The following is a 20060-nucleotide window of genomic DNA, read 5'->3' on the forward strand; positions in this document are numbered from 1 at the left end:
GCCGCCGCTTCCGGTGATCCGTTCATGCTGTTTGTTCTCCTCTGCGGTAGCGGTTCAGGAACAGTCCCAGGACTGAGGTGGCGGCCACTGCCGCCAGGCCCAGCAGGACGGCGCCGAAGATGGGGGCCCAGGGCTTGCCGGGGTCTCCTCCGGCGGCGGCCGCGTATTCCACGATCATGCGCCCGATCCCACCCTTCAGGCCGATGGAGACTTCCGCGACGACGGCGCCGATCACGGCGTTTGCGGCCGCCAGCCTCAGGGCCGGCAGCAGGAACGGGATGCTGGCGGGCAGCCGGAGGAACAGGAAGCTGCGCCACCAGCCCACTGAATAGCTGTGCATGAGGTCCACGTGGCTGGCCTGAGGGGAGGCGAATCCCCGCAGGGCGCCGACTGCCACGGGGAAGAAGGCCAGGTAGGAAGCAATGACGGCCACCGACATCCAGTTCTCCCAGGCGAAGGAGCCGATCTCCAGCTGGGACCCCCAGCGCCGGACCAGCGGGGCAATGGCGATCAGCGGAACGGTCTGGCTCAGGATGATCCACGGCAGGAGCGCGGATCCCGCGGAACGGAAGCGCTGCATGACCATGGCAAGCCCCGTTCCGACAAGCACTCCCAGCAGCCAGCCCAGCGCGGCGATTCCCAGGGTAAAAGCTGCGGCTTCGAGCACTGCGGCCCAGAGGGGCGGCGCACCGGCGGCAGAGGTCGCCGGTTCCGCCAGCCGGCCGAGCATGGTCCATACGTGCGGCATGGCCAGGTCCGTGGTGCGCGGCAGCAGCGGGATGCCGGCAAGGGACACGCCGTCGTCGGGACCGGCGAACTTGTACCCTTCCCAGAGCAGCACCGGAACCAGCACTCCGCCGGCAGCCCAGCCGATCCGGGCCGCAAGCGGCGTCCTGGTTCCGGCGCCGGTCATGCGGTGGCGCTCACTGTCTCGCGCAGTGCCGGGATGACGCTCTCACCGTAGACCCGCAGGGTTTCCTCCTTGTTGTCATGCTGGAGGTAGCCGGCGAACTGGGTCACGCCCAGGGCCTTGAGCTTTTCGAGCTTTTCAATGTGCTGCTCCGCCATGCCCATCAGGCAGAAACGGTCCACAATCTCGTCCGGCACGAAGGCGGCGTGGGTATTTCCCGCCCGGCCGTGTTCGTTGTAGTCGTAACCTTCCCGGCCCGCAATGTAGTCGGTGAGGGCCTGCGGCACGGCGGAGTCCCCACCATATTTAGCCACGATGTCGGCAATGTGGTTACCCACCATGCCGCCGAACCAGCGGCACTGCTCGCGCATGTGCTCCCAGTCCTCTCCTATATACATGGGGGCAGCCACGCAGAACTTGATGGCCATGGGATCGCGCCCGGCGGCTGCCGCTGCGGCGCGCACCGCCCCGATCATCCATTCGGCGATGTCGACGTCGGCCAGCTGCAGGATGAAGCCGTCGCCGACCTCTCCGGTCAGTTTCAGCGCGAGCGGGCCGTAGGCGGCCACCCACATTTCCAGCTCGGAACCCTTGCTCCACGGGAATTGGAGGGTGGCCCCGTTGTATTCCACCGAGCGGGAGTTCGCCAGCTCGCGGATGACGTGGATCGATTCGCGCAGCGTTTTCAGGGTGGTGGGTTTACCGTTGCTCACGCGAAGCGCCGAGTCGCCGCGGCCGATCCCGCACACAGTCCGGTTGCCGTACATCGAGTTCAGCGTGGCGTAGGTGGAGGCCGTGACGGTCCAGTCCCGGGTGGCCGGGTTGGTGACCATGGGACCGACCTTGATGTTCTGGGTCTCGGCCAGGATCTGGCTGTAAATGACGTACGGTTCCTGCCACAGGATGTGTGAGTCAAAGGTCCAGACGTAGTCGAAACCATATTCCTCGGCCCTCTTGGCGAGCGCCACCGTTCGTGCCGCGGGCGGATTGCATTGCAGTACTGCTCCAAAATCCATGCTTTCCGCTCCTAAATCAGATACTGGCTCGGGGCACGATGGATGTAGCGGCCGTGCCCCTTGTGCCCAGGTATTCGTTGTCGTTGATGAGGACCCGGCCCCGGGACAGCACGGTGTCGACGTGCCCGTCGATTTCGTAGCCTTCCCAGGCCGAGTAATCCATGTTCATATGGTGGGTCTTGTCCAGCCCGATGGAGGTGTGGCCCGCCGGGTCGTAGATGACGACGTCGGCGTCGGCGCCCGGTGCGATCACGCCCTTGGTGCCGTACATCCCGAACATGCGGGCCGGCGTCGTGCTGGTGATCTCCACCCAGCGCTCGAGTGTGATCTTTCCGTCCACGACGCCCTGGTACATCAGGTCCAGGCGGTGCTCGACCGAGCCGATGCCGTTGGGAATCTTGGAGAAGTCCCCCACGCCAAGGTCCTTCTGCCCCTTCATGCAGAACGGGCAGTGGTCCGTGGCTACCATCTGGATGTCGTTGGTGCGCAGCGACTGCCACATGTGGTCCTGGTGGTGTTCATGCTTGGAGCGCAGCGGCGTGGAGCACACGTACTTGGCGCCCTCGAAGCCCTCGGCTCCGAGCTGGTCCTCCAGGCTCATGTAGAGATACTGCGGGCAGGTTTCACCGAAGACGTTCTGCCCGTTGTCTCGGGCGGCGGCCAGCTGCTCAACGGCCTGCTTCGCTGACACGTGCACCACGTACAGGGGCGCACCGGTGAGGTTGGCCAGCATGATCGCCCGGTGGGTGGCTTCCTCCTCCATCTGCCAGGCCCGTGCCACCCCGTGGTAGTAGGGATCGGTTTTGCCCTGCGCCAGCAGCTCGGTGACCATGGCGTCAATGGCCGGACCGTTCTCGGCGTGCATCATGGTCATCAGCCCGGTTTCGGCACCGACCCGCATGGCCTTGTAGATCTGCGCATCATCGCTGTAGAAAACGCCCGGATAGGCCATGAAGAGCTTGTAGCTGGAGACCCCTTCATCGATGAGCCCGGCCATGGCCTTCAGGGAATCGTCATTCACGTCCCCCACAATCTGGTGGAACCCGTAGTCGACGGCGCATTCCCCCGCGGCTTTCTCATGCCAGGCGGCCAGCCCGTCCATGACGCGCTCGCCGTAGCGCTGGATCGCAAAGTCGACAATCGTCGTCGTGCCGCCCCAGGCTGCGGCCCGGGTTCCGGTTTCGAAGGTGTCGGAGGCTTCGGTGCCGCCGAACGGCATCTGCATGTGGGTGTGGGCGTCGATGCCGCCGGGAATCACATACTTGCCGGCGGCGTCCAGGACGGTGTCCACGGAACGGGCAAGATCGTGTCCCAGCAGTGTCGATCCCGGGGCGAGTACCGCGGCGATCGTCTCCCCGTCTATGAGAACGTCCGCTTCGCTGCGGCCGGTGGAGGTGACAACGGTCCCTCCGGTGATCAGTGTTGTACTCAAAACGACATCCTTGTCTGTATAAAGGCTCAGCCCTTGCAGGCCTTCTGGCGCGTTTGTCCGGAGCTCGCGTTTGTCCGGAGCTACGGGGCCGTGATCGGCGCGTAGGCGTCCGGGCGGCGGTCGCGGTAGAACTGCCAGTTGTTGCGCGCCGTCCGGACCAGGTCCATGTCCAGGTCACGGATCATCAACTCGTCGCCGTCGCGGGCACCGATCTCACCCACGTAGTTGCCCTGCGGATCCACCATGTAGGACGTTCCATAGAAATCCACGGCCTCGTCGCCGAACTCGTTCGTTTCGGCGCCCACCCGGTTGGGGACCACCACGTAGTAGCCGTTGGCGGCGGCCGCGGTGGGCTGCTCCAGCTCCCAGAGCCGGTTGGACAGCCCCGGCTTGGAGGCGTTCGGGTTGAAGACAATCTGGGCACCGTTCAGGCCCAGGACACGCCAGCCTTCAGGGAAGTGGCGGTCATAGCAAATGGTCAGGCCCACGGTGCCGACGGCGGTCTCGAACACCGGCCAGCCCATGTTTCCGGGCCGGAAGTAGAACTTCTCCCAGAACTTTTCGACGTGCGGAATGTGGTTCTTCCGGTATTTGCCGAGGTAGGTTCCATCGGAGTCGATCACCGCAGCGGTGTTGTAGAGGACTCCGGGCTGATCCTCTTCATAGATCGGCAGGATGATGACCATGTTGTGCTCGGCGGCGAGCTTGGAGAAGCGCTCGGTCAGGGTCCGGGAACCTTCTGCGCGTAGTCGTAGTACTTGTTGTCCTGAACAATCCCGAAATACGGGCCGTGAAACAATTCCTGGAAGCAAATGATCTGTGCGCCTTCGGCAGCTGCCTTGCGGACAAATTCCTCGTGCTTGGCAACCATGGACTCTTCATCCCCGGTCCAGGTCGTCTGGGTCAAGGCTGTGCGGATGATTGTCATTTGTGCCTCCTAAAGTAGCGGCATACGTGCCGCGGTCCTGATTGGCCGGTTGAAGGGCCTTAATCAGTCTCTGTCCTGAACATTTCCCCAACATTTCCACCGCGTAAAAAGGTTGAACTGCGTTGCCGCGGCGTCTGCCCATCCTTGACGCTCGGGCCGGAAGCCGCAAGGGTTTTTGGACTGTTGCAGGAAGGCCCTGCGCGGGCGGATAATGGTGCAGCGGCACATGCCCGAAACAAAGGGGTGCTAGCCTCCTGAATAGATCGCCGGTGGGAAATAGCCGGTAGAACTGGTCTGGATTTGGACCATAGATCCCTCCATTTCGTCTCCACCTGCGAGGAACTATGAACCGATCCCTTTTACCTGCTTTTCCCTGCTCCTGGCCGCCGCTCTTGCCGGGCTCGCCGGCTGTTCGGGTGCACCGGAACCGTCAACTCCCGCAGCCCAGGACCGAACCGGACCTTCGGCTTCGGGCACTCCGGGTCCGGCGGCGTCATACCCGCTGACAGTGACCAACTGCGGCACCGAGGTCACCCTCGAGTCCCCGCCGGAACGCATTGTGACGATTAAGTCGACGTCGCTGGAGACCCTCCTGGCCCTCGGCCTGGGCAGCAAAGTGGTGGGCTCGGCCTTCTCCGACGGTCCGGTGCCCGGGGCGCTGGCCGCCGACGCCGCGTCGGTGCCGGTGTTATCCGATGCGGCGCCGACCCAGGAAGCCGTGCTGGAACTCGAACCCGACTTCATTTACGCCGGCTGGGAGTCGAATTTGGGCTCCGATACTGCTGGTGAGCGCGGTTTCCTGGCTTCGCTCGGCATCGGCAGCTACGTTTCGCCCGCTGCGTGCCGGGAAGACGGCGCGCCCGGCAAACTGGACTTCGAGGATGTGTTCGCGAACATTGCGGAAGCCGGAGCCCTGTTCGGTGCTCCCGAGGCCGCAGCCGAGCTCATTGCCGAACAGCGCAAAGTCCTCGACGGCGTGACACCGGCCGGAGACGCCCGAAGCGCCTTTTGGTTCTCCTCGGGCCGGGACACCCCGTATGCGGGAGCCGGGCTGGGTGCGCCGCAAATGATGATGGACGAACTCGGCCTGGAGAATATCGCCGCGGATGTCGAAGACGCCTGGGCTTCCCTGAGCTGGGAAACCGTGGTGGCCGCCAACCCGGACGTCATCATCCTCGTGGATGCCGACCGCAACACCGCCGAGTCCAAGAAGGAACTGCTGGCCTCCATGCCGGCCACTGCCGGCATGGACGCGGTGGTCAACGAGCGCTATCTGGTCCTTCCCTTCGCCGCCGGGGAGGCCGGAGTCCGGAACGCCGAAGCCGTGGCGGACCTCGCCGGCCAGCTGACCGGCCTGCCATGACGGACGTCCGCAGCCTCCGGGCAGCAGCGGCCCGCCCGTCCCCTGCACGCCCCTCCGCGGCCCGCCCGTCCCCGCCGCCGCCGGCACCGCACCGCCGGTTCCGGACGGGGCCGGCGACGGCGGTCCTTGCTGCCGCGCTGGTCTTTTCCATTGCCGCGGCAACAGCGGTGGGGCCGGCGGACATCAGTGTGGCGGACGCCTTCGGTGCCATTGCGTCCCATCTCGGACTGGGCTCCAGCCCGCTGTCCGCCCTGCACGACGGGATTATCTGGGAGCTGCGCCTGCCCCGGGTGCTGACGGCAGCAGCCGTGGGCGCCGGACTGGCGGTCAGCGGCGCCGTCATGCAGGCACTGACCCGCAATGCCCTGGCCGACCCGTACCTGCTGGGCCTGTCCTCCGGAGCCTCCCTGGGCGCGGTGTGCGTGGTGCTGCTGGGCCTGCAGCTGCTCCTTCCGCTGGCGGCCTTCATAGGTGCCCTGGCGGCCCTGGCCGCAACCCTGCTCCTGGCCCGCCTGGCCGGCGGACTTACTCCGTCCCGCACCGTCCTGGCCGGAGTGGCCGTTTCCTCGCTGGGCAGCGCCCTCACCAGTTTGGTGATTTTCTGGACCGCCACCGGCGACTCGTACCGGAATATCCTGGGCTGGCTGCTCGGCTCGCTCAGCGGCGCCCAGTGGTCCAGCGCGGGAATCGCGGGAGCCGCCCTGCTGGTGGCCGGCGTGCCGCTGCTGGCTGCATCCCGCCTGTTGGACGGGTTCGCGTTCGGCGACGACGCCGCCTCGGCCCTGGGCATCCATGTTCCGGCAGTGCGCTGGAGCATGCTGGCGGGCACTGCCCTGCTGACCGGTGCCATGGTCTCCGTGAGCGGGGCGATCGGCTTCATCGGGCTCGTGTTTCCGCATGTTGTCCGGCTGATCGCGGGGCCCGGGCACCGCGCTCTCCTGCCGCTGTCCGCCCTGTGCGGCGCAATCTTCCTCATCTGGGCCGACACGGGGGCCCGCTTCATCTTTGAGCCCCGCGAACTGCCTGTGGGCGTGGTGACAGCGGTGATCGGTGCGCCGGTGTTCGCGTACGTGCTGGCCCGGCGGAAGGGCGGGTCATGAAGACGGTCCCTACGCGGGTTCGGCAGCCCGACGGCGGGCCGACCGGCACCCGCCAGGCCGGCACCGGCCAGCGAGACGCCGGCCAGCCCGGCGCCCGCGAGCACGCGGCCAACCTGAAGGCAGCCGGTTTGGATGTGGCCCTGGGCGGAAAGCTGGTGGTGGACGGGGTGGACTGCACGGTTCCGGCCGGGGCGCTTTCCGCACTGGTCGGACCCAACGGGGCCGGCAAGTCGACCCTGCTGCGGGCCCTGGCCGGCGTCGTTCCCGTCCGCCGGGGGACCGTGCTGTGGCAGGGCCGGGACCTGCTGCGGCTCCCCCGCCGCGAGCGTGCCCGGATCGCGGCGCTGGCAGAGCAGGAATCCGGCACCGATACGCCGCTCACCGTGCGCGACGTGGTGTCCCTGGGGACCATGCCGCACCGTCCGCTGCTGGGGTTCGGCGACGGTGAAGATGACGCCGCCGTGGCCGGGGCCCTGCGCTCGGCCGGCGTCCCGGAGCTGGCGGACCGGCTGTTCGGGGAGCTGTCCGGCGGACAGCGGCAGCGGGTCCAGCTGGCCCGGGCGCTGGCGCAGCAACCGCAGCTGCTGCTTTTGGACGAGCCGACGAACCACCTGGATCCGCACGCCCAGCTGACCACATTGCATCTGATGCGGCAGCTGGCCGGGCAGGGCATCGCCGTCGTTGCCGCGCTGCATGACCTGACGCACGCCGCGGCGCACTGTGACCACGTCATTGTCCTGTCCGAAGGCGCCGTGGTGGCCGCCGGCGACCCCCGCCTGGTCCTAACCGCGGACCTGATTCACGCCGTGTACGGAGTGGACGCCCATGTGCTGGAGCATCCGGCCACCGGCCGGCCGCTGATTGCCCTGTCCCTGGGCGTCAGTTCCCGGTGAAGGGCGGAACCGGCAGCCCGGCGTCCCGGCATGCTGCGGCGTAGCCTTCGCGCCAGGCTTCCGCGGATCCCAGCCGGAACATATCCTGTCCGGCCGGGCGCACCAGCGAGCGGGCCCCGGGGTCCGGAGCCCGCTCCGGACGGGTGGACCAGTTCCGGCAGACCGCGCACCACTGCCACCGGATTCCGGCTGGTCTTGCCCTTGACCAGGTCCGCCGCTGCCGCAATTTCATCGGCGACGGCCGTGATCGTGGCCTTCATCTGCTGTCCGAAGGTGTCGGTGCTTCCGCGCAGGTCGGTGATGAGATCCACACCGGCTGCTCCAATGGCAGCGTCCGTTTGCCCCTCCCGCCAGGCCCGGCCCAGCGTGTCGGTGATCAAAACCCCGACGTCGAAGCCCAGCTCCCGGCGCAGGGCCGCGCACAGGGCGCGGGCTGAGGCGTCAGGATCGACCGGCAGCAGCAGCACCGTCCCGGCGGGGGTGTTGCTGTTGTCCACCCCCGCCGCGGCAGCCACAATGCCGAGCTTGTTCTCCACGATCCGGGTCACTCCGCCGGGATGAGCCCTGCTGGCGACGACCCGGACAGTTTCATCCGTGATCGCCTGTTCCCGGTCCGCGGCGGAGACTTGGCGGCCTTCCGCCTTGGACACGATCTTGGAGGTGACGGCGAGGATATCCCCCGCCTGCAGGGCACAGTCCGGAGCCGCTGCCGCGGCAGCAAGGATCACCTCCGCCAAGTTCGTCCCCGGAGTGATTTCTCCGATCCCGGGAAGGGCAAACAGCGTGATGCTGCGCATCGGGTCAGCGCTTGAGTGCCGGGAGCACGCTGCGCGAGAAGACGTCGATCCACTCACGCTGGTTCCGGCCCACGTTATGCAGGTAGATACGGTCAAAACCGAGATCGACGAACTTCTGGATATAGGCGCGGTGGACGTCCGGGTCGCTGGAAATCACCAGCCGCCCTTCGAAGTCCTCCGGACGGACCAGCTTGGCCATCTGCTCCAGTTCGAACGGCGAGCGGATGTCTCCCTTGGGGAACTTCATGCCGCCGTTGGGCCATTCCACCATGGCGTTGGTCAGCGCTTCCTCGTCCGTCTCCGCCCAGCTCATGTGCAGCTGCAGGACCTTCGGCATGCTGTCCGGATCCTTGCCGGCTTCCCGTGCTCCGGCGTCGAACCGGTCAAAGAGCATGCCAATCTTTTCCAGCGGCGCGCCCACCGTGATGAGCCCGTCGGCATGCCGGCCCGCCCGCTTCGCCGTGACCGGCCCGGCGGTGGCTACCAGAATCTCGGGCGCTGCCTCCGGCATGGTCCACAGCCGGGTGGATTCCATCTTGTAGTACTCGCCCTTGTGCCGCACGTCCTTGCCCGCGAGGGAGTTGGTGAAGAGTTTGGTGATGATTTCGATGGCTTCGAACATCCGGTTGATCCGCTCCGGCGCCTCGGGCCAGTACTGCGCCGTAATGTGTTCATTCAAAGCCTCACCGGATCCGAGCCCCAGCCAGTGCCGGCCCGGGTACATTGCCGCCAGGGTTGCCGACGCCTGGGCAACCATTGCCGGGTGCCACCGGAACGTGGGAGCTGTAACACCGGGACCAATATCGCCCTTTGTCCGCTCGCCCAGCGCCGACAGCACATTCCAGACAAATGCCGACTGGCCCTGCGCCGGAACCCACGGCTGGAAATGGTCCGCTGCCATAACTCCGGAAAAACCCATACTTTCGGCGTATTCTGCGAGCGCCACCGCTTCTGTGGGATGGAATTGCTCAAGCATTGCGGCGTAGCCAATTGTTAAAGAAGTCATAAACCAATCCTGACAGCCGGACATTTCGACATTGGAAACAAATGTTTCCAATGGAATAAGCAGCACAGTTCCGGCTCGCCGGAGACCGTAGGCCCATCCTAGGGGCGGCGGGGAGCTGAGCCTAAGCATGACGCCGGGTTCTACGATGGTGGGACCGAACCTGTTGTCGACGGAAGGTCACCCATGCCAGCGGACACCCCCCAGCAGAACGCCTCCGACGCACGCCTGAACGGCTACGCACCGCTGCGTTCCTATGCGGCAATTGGGGACGGACGCACGGTGGCCCTCGTGGCCCGGGACGGGTCGGTGGACTGGTATCCCACTCCGGATTTGGATTCCGTCCCGTCCTTCGCCGCCCTGCTGGACCATGAGCACGGCGGGCGGATTGAGCTGCGGCCCGTGGATGAGTTCACGGTGGAGCGGGCCTACGTTGACGGCACCAACGTTCTAACCACAATGTTCAGCACCGCCTCCGGCACGGTGCGGGTGACTGATTCCCTCAATACCGGTGTTGCCGGCCGGCTGCCCTGGGGCGAGCTGGCCCGCCGGATCGAAGGGCTGGAGGGCACCGTGCAGATGCGGTGGGCCGTAACCCCGGGAAACTGCTTCGGCACCGCATCTCCCTGGGTGGAACACAGCGCCCACGGTCCGGTGCTCCATGCCCAGCAAACAACCATCGGGGTGCGCGGCCTCAATCACGGCAGCGAACGGGTCACTGACTCCAGCATCTCCGGCGCCTTCACTGCTTCCGCCGGCTCCAGGCACCTGGTGGCGGTCATCTCCACCCACAACGAACCGCTGCCCCTGCCGGATCCCGAAACCGTGGATGCCGGCGTCGACCGCACCATTGGCAACTGGCAGCAGTGGATGCGGGAATTCTCCTACGACGGGCCCTGGTGCGACGCGGTGGAGCGCAGCGCGCTGGCCCTGAAGCTGCTGATCCACAGCCCCTCCGGAGCCGTGGCCGCCGCTGCCACGACATCCCTGCCCGAGAGCCTGGCCGGCGGCAAGAACTGGGATTACCGCTACGCCTGGGTCCGCGACACCGCGTACACCCTCCACGCACTGATCCGGTTCGGACTGCGCGAAGAGGTACATGCCGCCGTCGCAGGCATGCTGAAGAACATCAGCAGCCAGGGATCGGACCTGCAGGTGTTCACTGCCCTCAACGGGGACCGGGCCATGGACGCCGAGGAGCTGGACCTGCCCGGGTGGCGCGGAATCGGCCCCGTAGTACGTGGGAACAGCGCCGCCCGGCAGCTGCAGATGGGGGTTTTCGGCGACCTGTTCAACATTGTCCAGCTCTACGTGGACGCCGGACATGTGCTGGACACCGGCACCGAGCGCCTGCTGGCGGACCTGGCCGACCTGGCGTGCGACACCTGGCAAAAGCGCGACGCCGGGATGTGGGAACTGTACGAGGAGCGCCACTACACCACGTCCAAGCTGGGCTGCTGGCATGCGCTGAGCTGTGCCTCGCATCTCGCCGACTTGGGACAGATCCCCGGCCCCGCCGAGCGCTGGCGGGCCGAAAAGGAACGCATCGCGGACTGGGTCCGGGAGAACTGCTGGTCCGAGGAACGCGGCAGCTACGTCTGGTATCCGGGCTCGGACAAGCTGGATGCCTCCATCCTGCTGCATGCCATCAGCGGCTTCGACCGCGGTGAACGGATGAGTTCCACTCTCGACGCGCTGCGCACAGAGCTCGGCCGCGGTCCGCTGCTCTACCGGTACAGCGGCGCCGAGAAGGAGGAGGGGACGTTTGTGGCCTGCGCGTTCTGGCTGGTGTCGGCGCTGGCCCTGGTCGGCCGCCGGGAGGAAGCGGCGGAGCTCATGGACCAGCTGGTGCCGCTGGCCAACGACGTGGGCCTGTACACCGAGATGATCGCGGAGGAGGACCATGCCTTCCTGGGGAACTTTCCGCAGGGACTCTCCACCTTGCCCTCGTCACCGCTGCGCTCACGTTCAATGACGCACGCGGCGGCTGACCCCTCACCTCCCACGGAACGGATTTCCGGGAATGGCCAAGCCTTTTACCCTGACCCAGCTGCGCTATTTTGCGGTGGTGGCGGAGCTGGAAAACATGACGGCCGCAGCCGAACGCCTGCTGGTGACCCAGTCGGCCCTGTCCTCGGCGATGGCGCAGCTTGAGGCCAGCCTGAACACCCAGCTTTTCGTGCGGCTGCGGACCCGCGGACTCCGGCTCACTGCCTCCGGGCGGCAGCTTGCCCAGGACGCCAAAGCCCTGCTTGAGCACGCCGACTCCGTCTACGAATCGGCCCGCGGACTGGACCGGAACCTGACGGGCGGACTGACCGTGGGCGTGTTCACCCCGCTGGCCCCTTTCGGCTTCCGGCCATTCTCCAGACGTTCGAAGCGCGGCATCCCGGCGTTGCAGTCTCCATTCTGGAAACCGACCTCGCCGGCCTGCAGACCGCGCTGGCCGAGGGACGGTGCGACGTCGCCCTGACTTATGATCTCGGCCTAGGCGAAGGATTCGTCCGCTCCGTGCTGGAGCGGGTGCCCCCGCACGTCCTGGTACACGCCGGCCATCCGGCCGCTGCCGGTCCCGACCGGACCGTTGCCCTGCGGGACCTGGCGGGCGAACCGTCCATCGTGCTGGATCTGCCGCACAGCCGTGAATACTATGAGCGGCTTTACGCGCTGGCCGGGGTGGCTCCCAACGTCCGCCACCGCTTCACGGGCTACGAAACCGTACGGTCGTTCGTGGCGAAGGGCCACGGTTATGCCGTGCTGAACCAGCGGCTGCACAGTGACCTGACCTATTCCGGCGGCAAGGTGGTGGTGTTGAACCTCATCGATGATTTCCCGCCGATCGAAGTGATGCTCGTCCGGCCGGAGGCGGTGCAGCCAACCCGCCGGGTCCTTGCCTTCGAGGAAACGTGCCTTCGGCTCTATGGAGCCGGACGCCCCTAGCCAGGCGGGACTTCCATCCACTGCTCATCACTTAAATCGATGGGAACTCCCTAAACAATCAATTGGACAACTGTGAGCGGGCTCACAGATAGTGAATCCGTCAGGGTGGCCGGGCGCGGAGGGGCCCCGGTCCACCGGCCCCGCGCTGTGTGGCGGACGTGACGCCCGCCGCCGGGACCCGCCGCAGCGATTCCGAAGGAGTTCCAGTGATTCCGCACGACATGCAAGGTTTCGGCCCCTTGACCCGGGCCCGCCGCTCCGGCAACACGGCCGCAATAATGCCCCGATTCTTTTCCCTCAGCCGTAATACAAGTCCCATCAGTGGAAACACCGCCGCCCTAGCGTGGAACCCATGAGCGGACATCACACCACAGACGGGGCGCAGACCCCCGAAAGCACCACGGCTACGCGCCCGGGAGCCCCTGGCTCCACGGCGCTGAAGCAGGGCAACGGCAGACCGACCGGGACCAAGGCCGCCAGCAAGATGCAAAAGCGGGTGCTGGCCGGCGGCAGCGTGGGACAGTTCATCGAGTTCTACGACTTCACCTTGTACGGGCTCACCGCAGTGACGTTTTCCCAGCTGTTCTTCCCCGGCAGCAGCCCGGTTGCCGCCATGCTGGCCACTTTCGCCACCTTCGGCGTGGCGTTCATCATCCGTCCGGTCGGCGGCATTTTCTTCGGGGCGCTGGGCGACCGCATCGGACGGCGCCGGGTCCTGACCATCACCCTCATCGCCATCGGCGGAGCGACCGCCCTGATGGGACTGCTGCCCACCTACGCGCAGATCGGCGCCTGGGCGCCCGCGCTGCTGGTGTTGTGCCGCCTCATCCAGGGCTTTTCCGCCGGCGGTGAATCCGTTGGCGCCCCCTCCTTCGTGTTCGAACACGCACCGGTGAACCGCCGCGGTTTCTGGATCAACATCACCATCGCCGCCACGGCCCTGCCGTCGGTGGTTGCCGGCACCCTGATCCTGATCCTCAGCTCCTCGATGTCCGAGGAAACCTTCACCGCGTGGGGTTGGCGGCTGCCCTTCCTGCTCGCCCTTCCGCTGGCCCTGTTCGGCGTCTGGATCCGCGCCAAGACCGAGGAAAGCCAGGCCTTCACCGACGCCCAGGCCGAGCAGCCCAAGGAATTCAGCCCGATCCGCGAAGCACTGCGGGAAAACAAGCTGCGGATGGTCCAGGTCATTTTCGTCATGGGGCTCACCGCAATGGGCTTCTACTTCCTCTCCGCCTACTTTGTGTCCTACGTCCAGACCTCCGGCGGCCTCAGCCGGGAGCAGTCCCTGATGGTCAACGCCTCGGCACTGGCCTTGTACGCCATCCTGCTGCCTGTGGGCGGACGGATCGGGGACCGGGTGGGGCGCCGTCCCATGCTGATTGTCGGCTCCGCGGCCCTGGCAGTACTCTCGGTCCCCAGCTTCATGCTGGTCACCAGCGGGAACATTCCCCTGGCGCTGCTGGGCCAGTCGCTCTTCGTAGTGGCCCTGTGCCTGTACGGCGGCGGCTGCTACACCTTCTTCGTTGAAATCTTCACGACCCGCACCCGCTTCACCTCGGCGGCAATCAGCTACAACGGCGCGTACGCCCTCTTCGGCGGAACCGCGCCGTTCATCGGCACGGCCCTCGTGGGCGGCACCGGCGTGGCACACGCCCCGGGCTTCTACATGGCCGCGGCCGCCGTCGTCGTCCTGCTCCTTGTCCTCTTCACCAAAGTTCCGGAAACCCGCGGCCGCATGGGCTAGGAACGCCGCCGATACCATCCAGCTTCCACTTACCAAAGGACAGACCATGACTTCAGCATCGTTCCTCGAGGACTTCCATTTCGTCGCCACCATCGGCGCCACAGCCAACAACGGGGTCGACCGCCAGGCGGCCACGCCGGAGGATGCCCAAACCCGCGAGTGGTTCACCGCCTGGGTGAAGGATGAGGGGTGGGAGCTCCGCGTCGACGGCATCGGCAATATGTTCGCACTCATCGAGTGGACGCCGGGGGCTCCCTACGTGCTGATCGGTTCGCACCTGGACAGCCAGCCGCTGGGCGGACGTTTTGACGGCGCGTACGGCGTGATCGCGGCGCTGCACGCGGCCCGCCGGATCGCCGGGGAAGTGGCCGACGGCGCAGCGGCCCCCGCTTCAACCTCGCCGTCGTGAACTGGTTCAACGAAGAAGGCGGCCGCTTTCCCCCAGCATCATGGGCAGTTCGGTGTACGCGGGCCTGCTGCCCCGCGACCGGATGCTGGAGGTGCGCGACCTGCAGGGCACCACCGTGAGCCAGGCCCTGGAGTCCATCGGCTACCTGGGCACGGCCGAAGGGCCGGAGGCTGCCGGATACGCGGAAATCCACATCGAGCAGGGCCGGATCCTGGAACGCGAAGGGCTCGCGATCGGCTTGGTGGACAGCAGCTGGCACACCCAGAAGCTCGATATCGAGGTGCTTGGCGAGCAGTCCCACACCGGCGCCACGGCCATGGCGGACCGGCATGATGCACTGGTGGCCGCCTCCAAGATCATCCTCATGGTCCACGACGTCACGGAGGACTTCGCCGAGGAAGCGCTCGTTTCCTCCGTGGGGCAGCTGACGCTCGAACCCAACTCGCCGATTGTCGTGGCCCGCCGGGTGCATTTGGTCGCCGATCTCCGGTCCGCCGACCCGGGGATCGTCGACGCCGCCCGCGCGAAGCTCCTGCGGGACATTGACGCGCTCGCCCGTGAACACGACATTAAGGTCAACGTCAGGGATTTTGATATCCGCCCGATCCGCCGGTTCCCCGAAGCGGGTTTGGAACTGGCCCGCAAAACGGCCGCCGACCTGGGGCTTTCCTCCCGGCTGATCCAGACCATGGCGGGCCATGATTCCGTCGCCATGAACACTGTCGCACCCTCGGTCATGCTGTTCATTCCCAGCGTGGACGGCGTCTCCCACTGCGAACGTGAATTCAGCACCGACGAGGACATGGTGGCGGGCGTGGAGATGCTGACCGCGGTGGCCCGGCAGATGGTGCACGGAGCGCTGGCGGACGCTGCGGCAAGGGACCCGCAGGCATGACCGAACTGCACTACCTTGACGCCGCCGGTGCCCTGGGACTGTTCAGGTCCCGGGAGCTCTCCCCGGTGGAGCTCCTGGACGCCCTGATCGCGCGGACAGCGGCCGTGAACCCCGTGGTCAATGCCGTGGCTGAGGCCCTCTTTGAGGAAGCCCGGCAGGAAGCAGCGGCGGCCGCGGATCAGTACGCGCGTGGATCCCGGCTGCCGCCGCTGCTGGGCCTGCCCGTCGCCGCCAAGGAAAAACACGGCCTCGCGGGGCGCACCCTGTCCCAGGGCCTGGTCGCACACCGGCAGAACCGCGCCGAAACGGACCACCCCGTCATCGAACGCATCCGGGCCGCCGGCGGAGATCATCCATCTGCGCACCACCACCCCGGAGTTCAGCTGCGCCACGGTGACCCACAGTCCCCTGTGGGGCGTCACCCGGAATCCGTGGAATCCGAAGTACTCGCCGGGCGGATCCTCCGGCGGATCGGGCGCCGCCCTGGCCGCCGGACTGGCGCCGCTGGCCACAGCGTCCGATATCGCCGGGTCCACCCGGCTGCCGGCGTCCTTCACCGGAACCGTCGGCTACAAAGCCCCGTACGGACGGATTCCCGGCCTGGCACCGCTGGCCGCCGACCATTACCGCGGCGACGGTCCGATGGCCCGGACGGTCGCCGATGCGGCCCTGCTCACGAATGTGATGGCCGGAAGGCACCCCGGGGACCACGCGTCGCTGGATCATTGGCCCGGCCTTGCCGTCCCTGGCGCACCCCAGGGAGCGCTGGCCGCCGAGTCCGTTGCCGGACTGAGGATCGCGCTGTGCATGAGGCTGGGCGACTACCCGGTGGCCGCCGACGTGGAAGCCAACACCCGCGCCGTCGCCGAGGTGCTGCGCGCTGCCGGGGCCGTGGTGGAGGAGATTGAACTTCCGTGGACCAGCCGGAAAATCAGCCAAACCATGTTCACGCACTTCGGCTATATCCTCGGTCCCACCATGGAGCAGGCGACGGCGGCGTCCCCCGGAACGGTGGCGGACTACACCCGGCAGTTCATGGCCGATGCGCGCCGGGCCGCCGCGGCCAACAGCTACCTGGACGGGCTGCAGGCGGAGGCGCGGATCCAGGCCCAGCTCGCCGAAGCCATGGCAGGGTACGACGCCATCCTCTGTCCGGTGTCCGCCGTGGCCGGGCTGGCCGCTGACGGAACCTATCTGGACGGCCTCGAGACCGGCGGCGTACAGCTTGAGCACTACTGGCAGGGGCATATGACGGCGCCGTTCAACATCGCCAACCGCTGCCCGGTGCTCGCCGTGCCCAGCGGAATGGCGGACTGCGGCATCCCCACCGGGTTGCAGATTGTGGGCCATCCGTTCGATGACGCCACCGTGTTTACCGTCGGTGCCGCCGTCGAAGCACTCCGGCCCTGGGCGGACCGGACACCGGACCTGCTGCCGGTTCGCGCCGCCGGGTAGCTAGGAGGTGCAGCCCACGCCGTCGCCGTCGCCGTCGAATTTCGGATCCCAGCCCGCGTCGCCGGGCCGGATGGGGCGGCGCCGGCTGCCTTGACCGCGGCGCAGTTGGCGTAGACAGGCACCGCCTCCGGCGCCGCCTGGTTCGCTTCCGGGCTGGCTGCCGGGTCCGCTGCCGGTCCGGGGGCGGTGCTGGCTGCCGGGCCGCCGGCCGGAACCGGCTGGTCCGGGCAGGAAGCGAGCACTCCGGCGGATGCGTCATGTTCGGCCTGTGTCATCCAGAGCCGGTACTCGGCCTTGACCGCGATCTGGCGGGCGACGTATTCGCAGCGGAAGGCCTTGTTCGGCGGCAGCCAGGTGGCGGCGTCGGAATCTGATTTGGCGCCGTTGGCCGGCCCGTCGGCAGCCATCAGGTTCAGCGGATCGTTGGCGAACCGGCGGCGCTCCTCAGCGGAAAGCTGCTGCGCACCCTTCTGCCAGGCATCCGAAAGAGCCACGATGTGGTCGATCTGGACTGCCGTGCTGGTGTCGTTTCCGCGCACGAACTGAATCACCGCACCGGTGTAGGGATCCGCGAAGGTGCCTGATGCCACCACGCATTCCTTCGTTCCGTCCTTGTACACGATGTTGGTGAGGTCGCGGGCCAGAATGTCGTTGCGGGTATCGCAGCCATTGCGGTCGACGTCGGCCCACGACGGCCCGAACTGCTCCCGGTCATAGCCCGTCTTGGGCGCCCGGCCCTTGATGGGAAGAGTTTCCAGCTGCTCCGCGGCGGTTCCCGCTGCTGCCGGCTGGACCGCCGCGGTGCTTGGCGCTGCGTTGGCGCTGGCCCCGTGACCGGCCTCAGCACCCACATCCGCGAGGGGGTGCAGGCCGCGGAACCGAAAAGAATGGCGGGCAGGGCTAACAGGGACAGAAACTTGGTGCGCAGAGAATTCATCGCTATTCATTATGGTCGATGAAGCGGTATCGTTTTCCGGGCTGCGTTGTCCGGGCCGCCGGGACGGCAGGGAATTCCATCGAAGAACGCCCGGGATAGAGTCAGCATGCGCGGCATCCGCCGTGCGGTACCCGCCTTTCACGCCGGCAGCATATTATGCCGGCCGATCTCCGTTGAACAGGAACACCTTGGCGAAGATGCTTTGTCTCCGAATTCCCTTCCCCGCTGTGGCTGCGGCAGCAGCCCTCGCGCTCGGCGGCACTCTGCTGGCGGTCCCGGCACCCGCTGCCGCCGACCCGGCGCCGGAGCCCGGTGCGGTTGAGCCGGCCCCCGCCACGGCCCATCGCTTCATCGTGAAGTTTGCGGACACAGCGGCCCCGGGAACGGACCGGGCTGAATCCTATGCCCAGGCCACGGGCGCCCTGGACGCCTCGGTTACCGAGCTGCACGAAACCGCTGCGGGTTCACTGGTGGTGACGGTGGACAAGGATCTCAGCGCAGCGGACACGGCCGCCGTCGTCGACACCCTCGCCGCCGATCCGACCGTTGAGTATGTTGAGCCCGACGTCCTGCTGCTCCCGTCCGCAGCCGATCCCAACGACCCGCTGTATCCCGCGCAGTGGAATCTGCGAGCGGCCGGCGGCGGAGCAAACGTGGCTGCCGCATGGAATACCGGCATCGGCGAGCGCCAGGTGGTGGCCGTGGTCGACACCGGCATTACCGCCCACACGGACCTCAACGGCAAGGTCCTGCCGGGCTACGACGTGATGTCCGACGCCGAAATGGCGGCCGACGGGGACGGCCGCGACGCCAATCCCCGGGACGAGGGCGACTGGTACGACGCCGGATCCTGCGGCAGGACTGTCGGCGCCGCTTCCACCTGGCACGGCACGCACGTCGCGGGCATCGTCGCCGCCAGCACCGGCAACGGCACCGGGATCAGCGGTGTAGCGCCGGACGCCCTGATCCTTCCCGTCCGCGCCATGGGAACCTGCGGCGGTTACATGTCGGACATCTCCGACGGGATCGTTTGGGCCGCCGGAGGTACAGTGCCGGGCATACCGGTCAATCCGACGCCGGCCCGGGTGATCAACCTGAGCCTGGGCGGGGTGAGCACCTGCTCACCCTCCATGCAGCAGGCGGTGGACTACGCCGTCGGGCGCGGCGCCGTCGTCGTTGCTGCAGCCGGCAACGATGCCATCTCCGCCCACCGGACCCAGCCGGCCAACTGCTCCAATGTGGTTGTGGTCGGTGCGGGCGACCGGGACGGGTCCAGGGCACGGTATTCGAACTTCGGTTCCCTGGTGGACATCATGGCGCCGGGCGGCAGCACTTACGGTGATGCGGCAGGCGGGATCATGTCCACCCTCAACAGCGGAACTTCCCAGCCCGCGGCGGAGAGCTACGGCTACTATCAGGGGACCTCAATGGCAGCTCCGCACGTGGCCGGCACCGCAGCCCTGCTCCTCGCCGCGGACCCGGCCCTCAGTCCGGCCCAGGTTGAATTTCTCCTGAAGAAAACCGCCCGTCCGCTTCCGGGGATCTGCGCCCCCTACTGCGGGCCGGGCCTCCTGGATGCCGGAGCCGCCCTGACCGCGGCTGTGCCGCCTTTTGCCGATGTGCCGTTCGGCCTTGCATTCCATGACGAGATCCTCTGGATGGCCGCCGAAGGGATATCCACGGGCTGGGCCGAAGCCAACGGAACCGTAACGTACCGGCCGTTCCAAGCGGTGAACCGCGACGCGATGGCGGCTTTCATCTACCGGATGGAAGGCAGCCCTCCCTTCAATCCTCCGCAGAAGTCCCCCTTTGCGGATGTATCCACCACCAGTCAGTTCTATACGGAAATAACCTGGCTCAACAGCCGGGGCATCTCCACCGGCTGGCGGGAGGCTAACGGAACATACACCTACCGGCCGACGACGCCGGTCAACCGCGACGCCATGGCTGCCTTCATGTACCGGTACGCGGAGTCTCCGGCCTACGCGGCTCCCCAAAAGCCGGTATTTTCGGATGTTGCGCCCGGTGCCCAGTTCTATAAGGAAATGTCCTGGCTGGTCTCATCGGGCATCACCACGGGATGGGATGACGGCACATACCGCCCCGTCACCCCGGTGGCCCGTGACGCGATGGCAGCTTTCATGCACCGGTTCGACAGCAGGTTTGGGCAGTAGCCGGCCTGCGCCCGGCGGCAGGAACCTCTTCCCAGCTCCGCGGCAGGGCCGTAGATTCGTTAAT

13 protein-coding genes and 6 pseudogenes are annotated in these 20060 nt (G+C 66.9%); 12 read left to right on the forward strand and 7 right to left on the reverse strand.

The window, feature by feature from the left end; genetic code table 11:
• Positions 1 to 22 precede the first annotated feature (22 nt).
• The 4 genes and pseudogenes from OL239_RS17265 to OL239_RS17280 form a co-directional block, all read right to left on the reverse strand.
• Positions 23 to 913 (reverse strand): ABC transporter permease, encoded by an 891-nt coding sequence (locus OL239_RS17265; protein ID WP_268909934.1) that lies wholly within the window; start codon positions 911 to 913, stop codon positions 23 to 25.
• Positions 910 to 1926: a TIGR03842 family LLM class F420-dependent oxidoreductase gene (locus OL239_RS17270; protein ID WP_268909935.1), complete on the reverse strand. Its 1017-nt coding sequence runs from the start codon at positions 1924 to 1926 to the stop codon at positions 910 to 912. Before OL239_RS17270 ends, OL239_RS17265 begins: the two co-directional genes overlap by 4 nt.
• Before the next feature lie 11 nt (positions 1927 to 1937).
• A pseudogene (gene hydA, locus OL239_RS17275) lies at positions 1938 to 3358 on the reverse strand (dihydropyrimidinase).
• Positions 3359 to 3438: 80 nt separating this feature from the next.
• Positions 3439 to 4286: pseudogene (locus OL239_RS17280) on the reverse strand (nitrilase-related carbon-nitrogen hydrolase).
• A 508-nt stretch (positions 4287 to 4794) separates the two neighbouring features.
• On the opposite strand from OL239_RS17280, the gene OL239_RS17285 reads away from it, so the two are divergent.
• Genes OL239_RS17285 through OL239_RS17295 form a run of 3 tightly spaced genes read left to right on the forward strand, consistent with a single transcriptional unit; the run spans position 4795 to position 7642 of the window.
• Positions 4795 to 5649, forward strand: coding sequence for a putative F420-0 ABC transporter substrate-binding protein (locus OL239_RS17285; protein WP_268909936.1), 855 nt, complete (start codon positions 4795 to 4797; stop codon positions 5647 to 5649).
• On the forward strand, positions 5646 to 6749 hold the full coding sequence (locus OL239_RS17290) for a putative F420-0 ABC transporter permease subunit (protein WP_268909937.1): 1104 nt from the start codon (positions 5646 to 5648) through the stop codon (positions 6747 to 6749). The genes OL239_RS17285 and OL239_RS17290 overlap by 4 nt, the downstream gene beginning before the upstream one ends.
• Positions 6746 to 7642 (forward strand): ABC transporter ATP-binding protein, encoded by an 897-nt coding sequence (locus OL239_RS17295; protein ID WP_268909938.1) that lies wholly within the window; start codon positions 6746 to 6748, stop codon positions 7640 to 7642. Before OL239_RS17290 ends, OL239_RS17295 begins: the two co-directional genes overlap by 4 nt.
• Here OL239_RS17295 and cofE read toward each other — a convergent pair.
• Both cofE and OL239_RS17305 read right to left on the reverse strand, forming a co-directional pair.
• Positions 7629 to 8439 (reverse strand): annotated as a pseudogene (gene cofE / locus OL239_RS17300) (coenzyme F420-0:L-glutamate ligase). The gene OL239_RS17295 and the pseudogene cofE overlap by 14 nt on opposite strands.
• Before the next feature lie 4 nt (positions 8440 to 8443).
• A complete protein-coding gene (locus OL239_RS17305; RefSeq protein ID WP_268909939.1) occupies positions 8444 to 9445 on the reverse strand; it encodes a TIGR03557 family F420-dependent LLM class oxidoreductase in 1002 nt (333 codons plus the stop codon).
• 183 nt (positions 9446 to 9628) lie between these two features.
• Between OL239_RS17305 and OL239_RS17310 the strand changes: the two are divergent.
• The 8 genes and pseudogenes from OL239_RS17310 (at position 9629) to OL239_RS17340 (ending at position 16885) form a co-directional block, all read left to right on the forward strand.
• Positions 9629 to 11433, forward strand: a pseudogene (locus tag OL239_RS17310) (glycoside hydrolase family 15 protein).
• A 95-nt stretch (positions 11434 to 11528) separates the two neighbouring features.
• Entirely contained in the window at positions 11529 to 11915 is a 387-nt protein-coding gene (locus OL239_RS17315) for a LysR family transcriptional regulator (protein ID WP_268911808.1), read from the forward strand.
• Complete coding sequence (locus tag OL239_RS17320; protein ID WP_268911809.1) at positions 11804 to 12382, forward strand: LysR substrate-binding domain-containing protein; 579 nt, start codon at positions 11804 to 11806, stop codon at positions 12380 to 12382. Before OL239_RS17315 ends, OL239_RS17320 begins: the two co-directional genes overlap by 112 nt.
• Positions 12383 to 12734: 352 nt before the next feature.
• Positions 12735 to 14126, forward strand: a complete 1392-nt coding sequence (locus tag OL239_RS17325) for an MFS transporter (protein ID WP_268909940.1) — start codon at positions 12735 to 12737, stop codon at positions 14124 to 14126.
• Between the two features lie 46 nt (positions 14127 to 14172).
• Complete coding sequence (locus OL239_RS19790; protein WP_329609278.1) at positions 14173 to 14535, forward strand: hypothetical protein; 363 nt, start codon at positions 14173 to 14175, stop codon at positions 14533 to 14535.
• 40 nt (positions 14536 to 14575) lie between these two features.
• The gene (locus OL239_RS17330; protein ID WP_329609279.1) at positions 14576 to 15430 is read left to right on the forward strand and encodes a M20/M25/M40 family metallo-hydrolase; all 855 of its coding nucleotides are present in this window, start codon (positions 14576 to 14578) and stop codon (positions 15428 to 15430) included.
• Positions 15427 to 15714: pseudogene (locus OL239_RS17335) on the forward strand (amidase family protein); the annotation flags it as partial. The gene OL239_RS17330 and the pseudogene OL239_RS17335, both read left to right, overlap by 4 nt.
• 109 nt (positions 15715 to 15823) lie before the next feature.
• Positions 15824 to 16885, forward strand: coding sequence for an amidase (locus OL239_RS17340; RefSeq protein WP_268909941.1), 1062 nt, complete (start codon positions 15824 to 15826; stop codon positions 16883 to 16885).
• A gap of 311 nt (positions 16886 to 17196) precedes the next feature.
• Here the strand turns inward: OL239_RS17340 and OL239_RS20340 are convergent.
• Positions 17197 to 17832 (reverse strand): annotated as a pseudogene (locus OL239_RS20340) (HNH endonuclease family protein); the annotation flags it as partial.
• Positions 17833 to 18019: 187 nt separating this feature from the next.
• On the opposite strand from OL239_RS20340, the gene OL239_RS17350 reads away from it, so the two are divergent.
• Complete coding sequence (locus tag OL239_RS17350) at positions 18020 to 19996, forward strand: S8 family serine peptidase (RefSeq protein WP_268911810.1); 1977 nt, start codon at positions 18020 to 18022, stop codon at positions 19994 to 19996.
• Positions 19997 to 20060 lie beyond the last annotated feature (64 nt).

It is taken from the genome of Arthrobacter sp. ATA002 (assembly GCF_026898095.1).
In the GTDB taxonomy this organism is placed as follows: Bacteria; Actinomycetota; Actinomycetes; order Actinomycetales; family Micrococcaceae; genus Arthrobacter_B.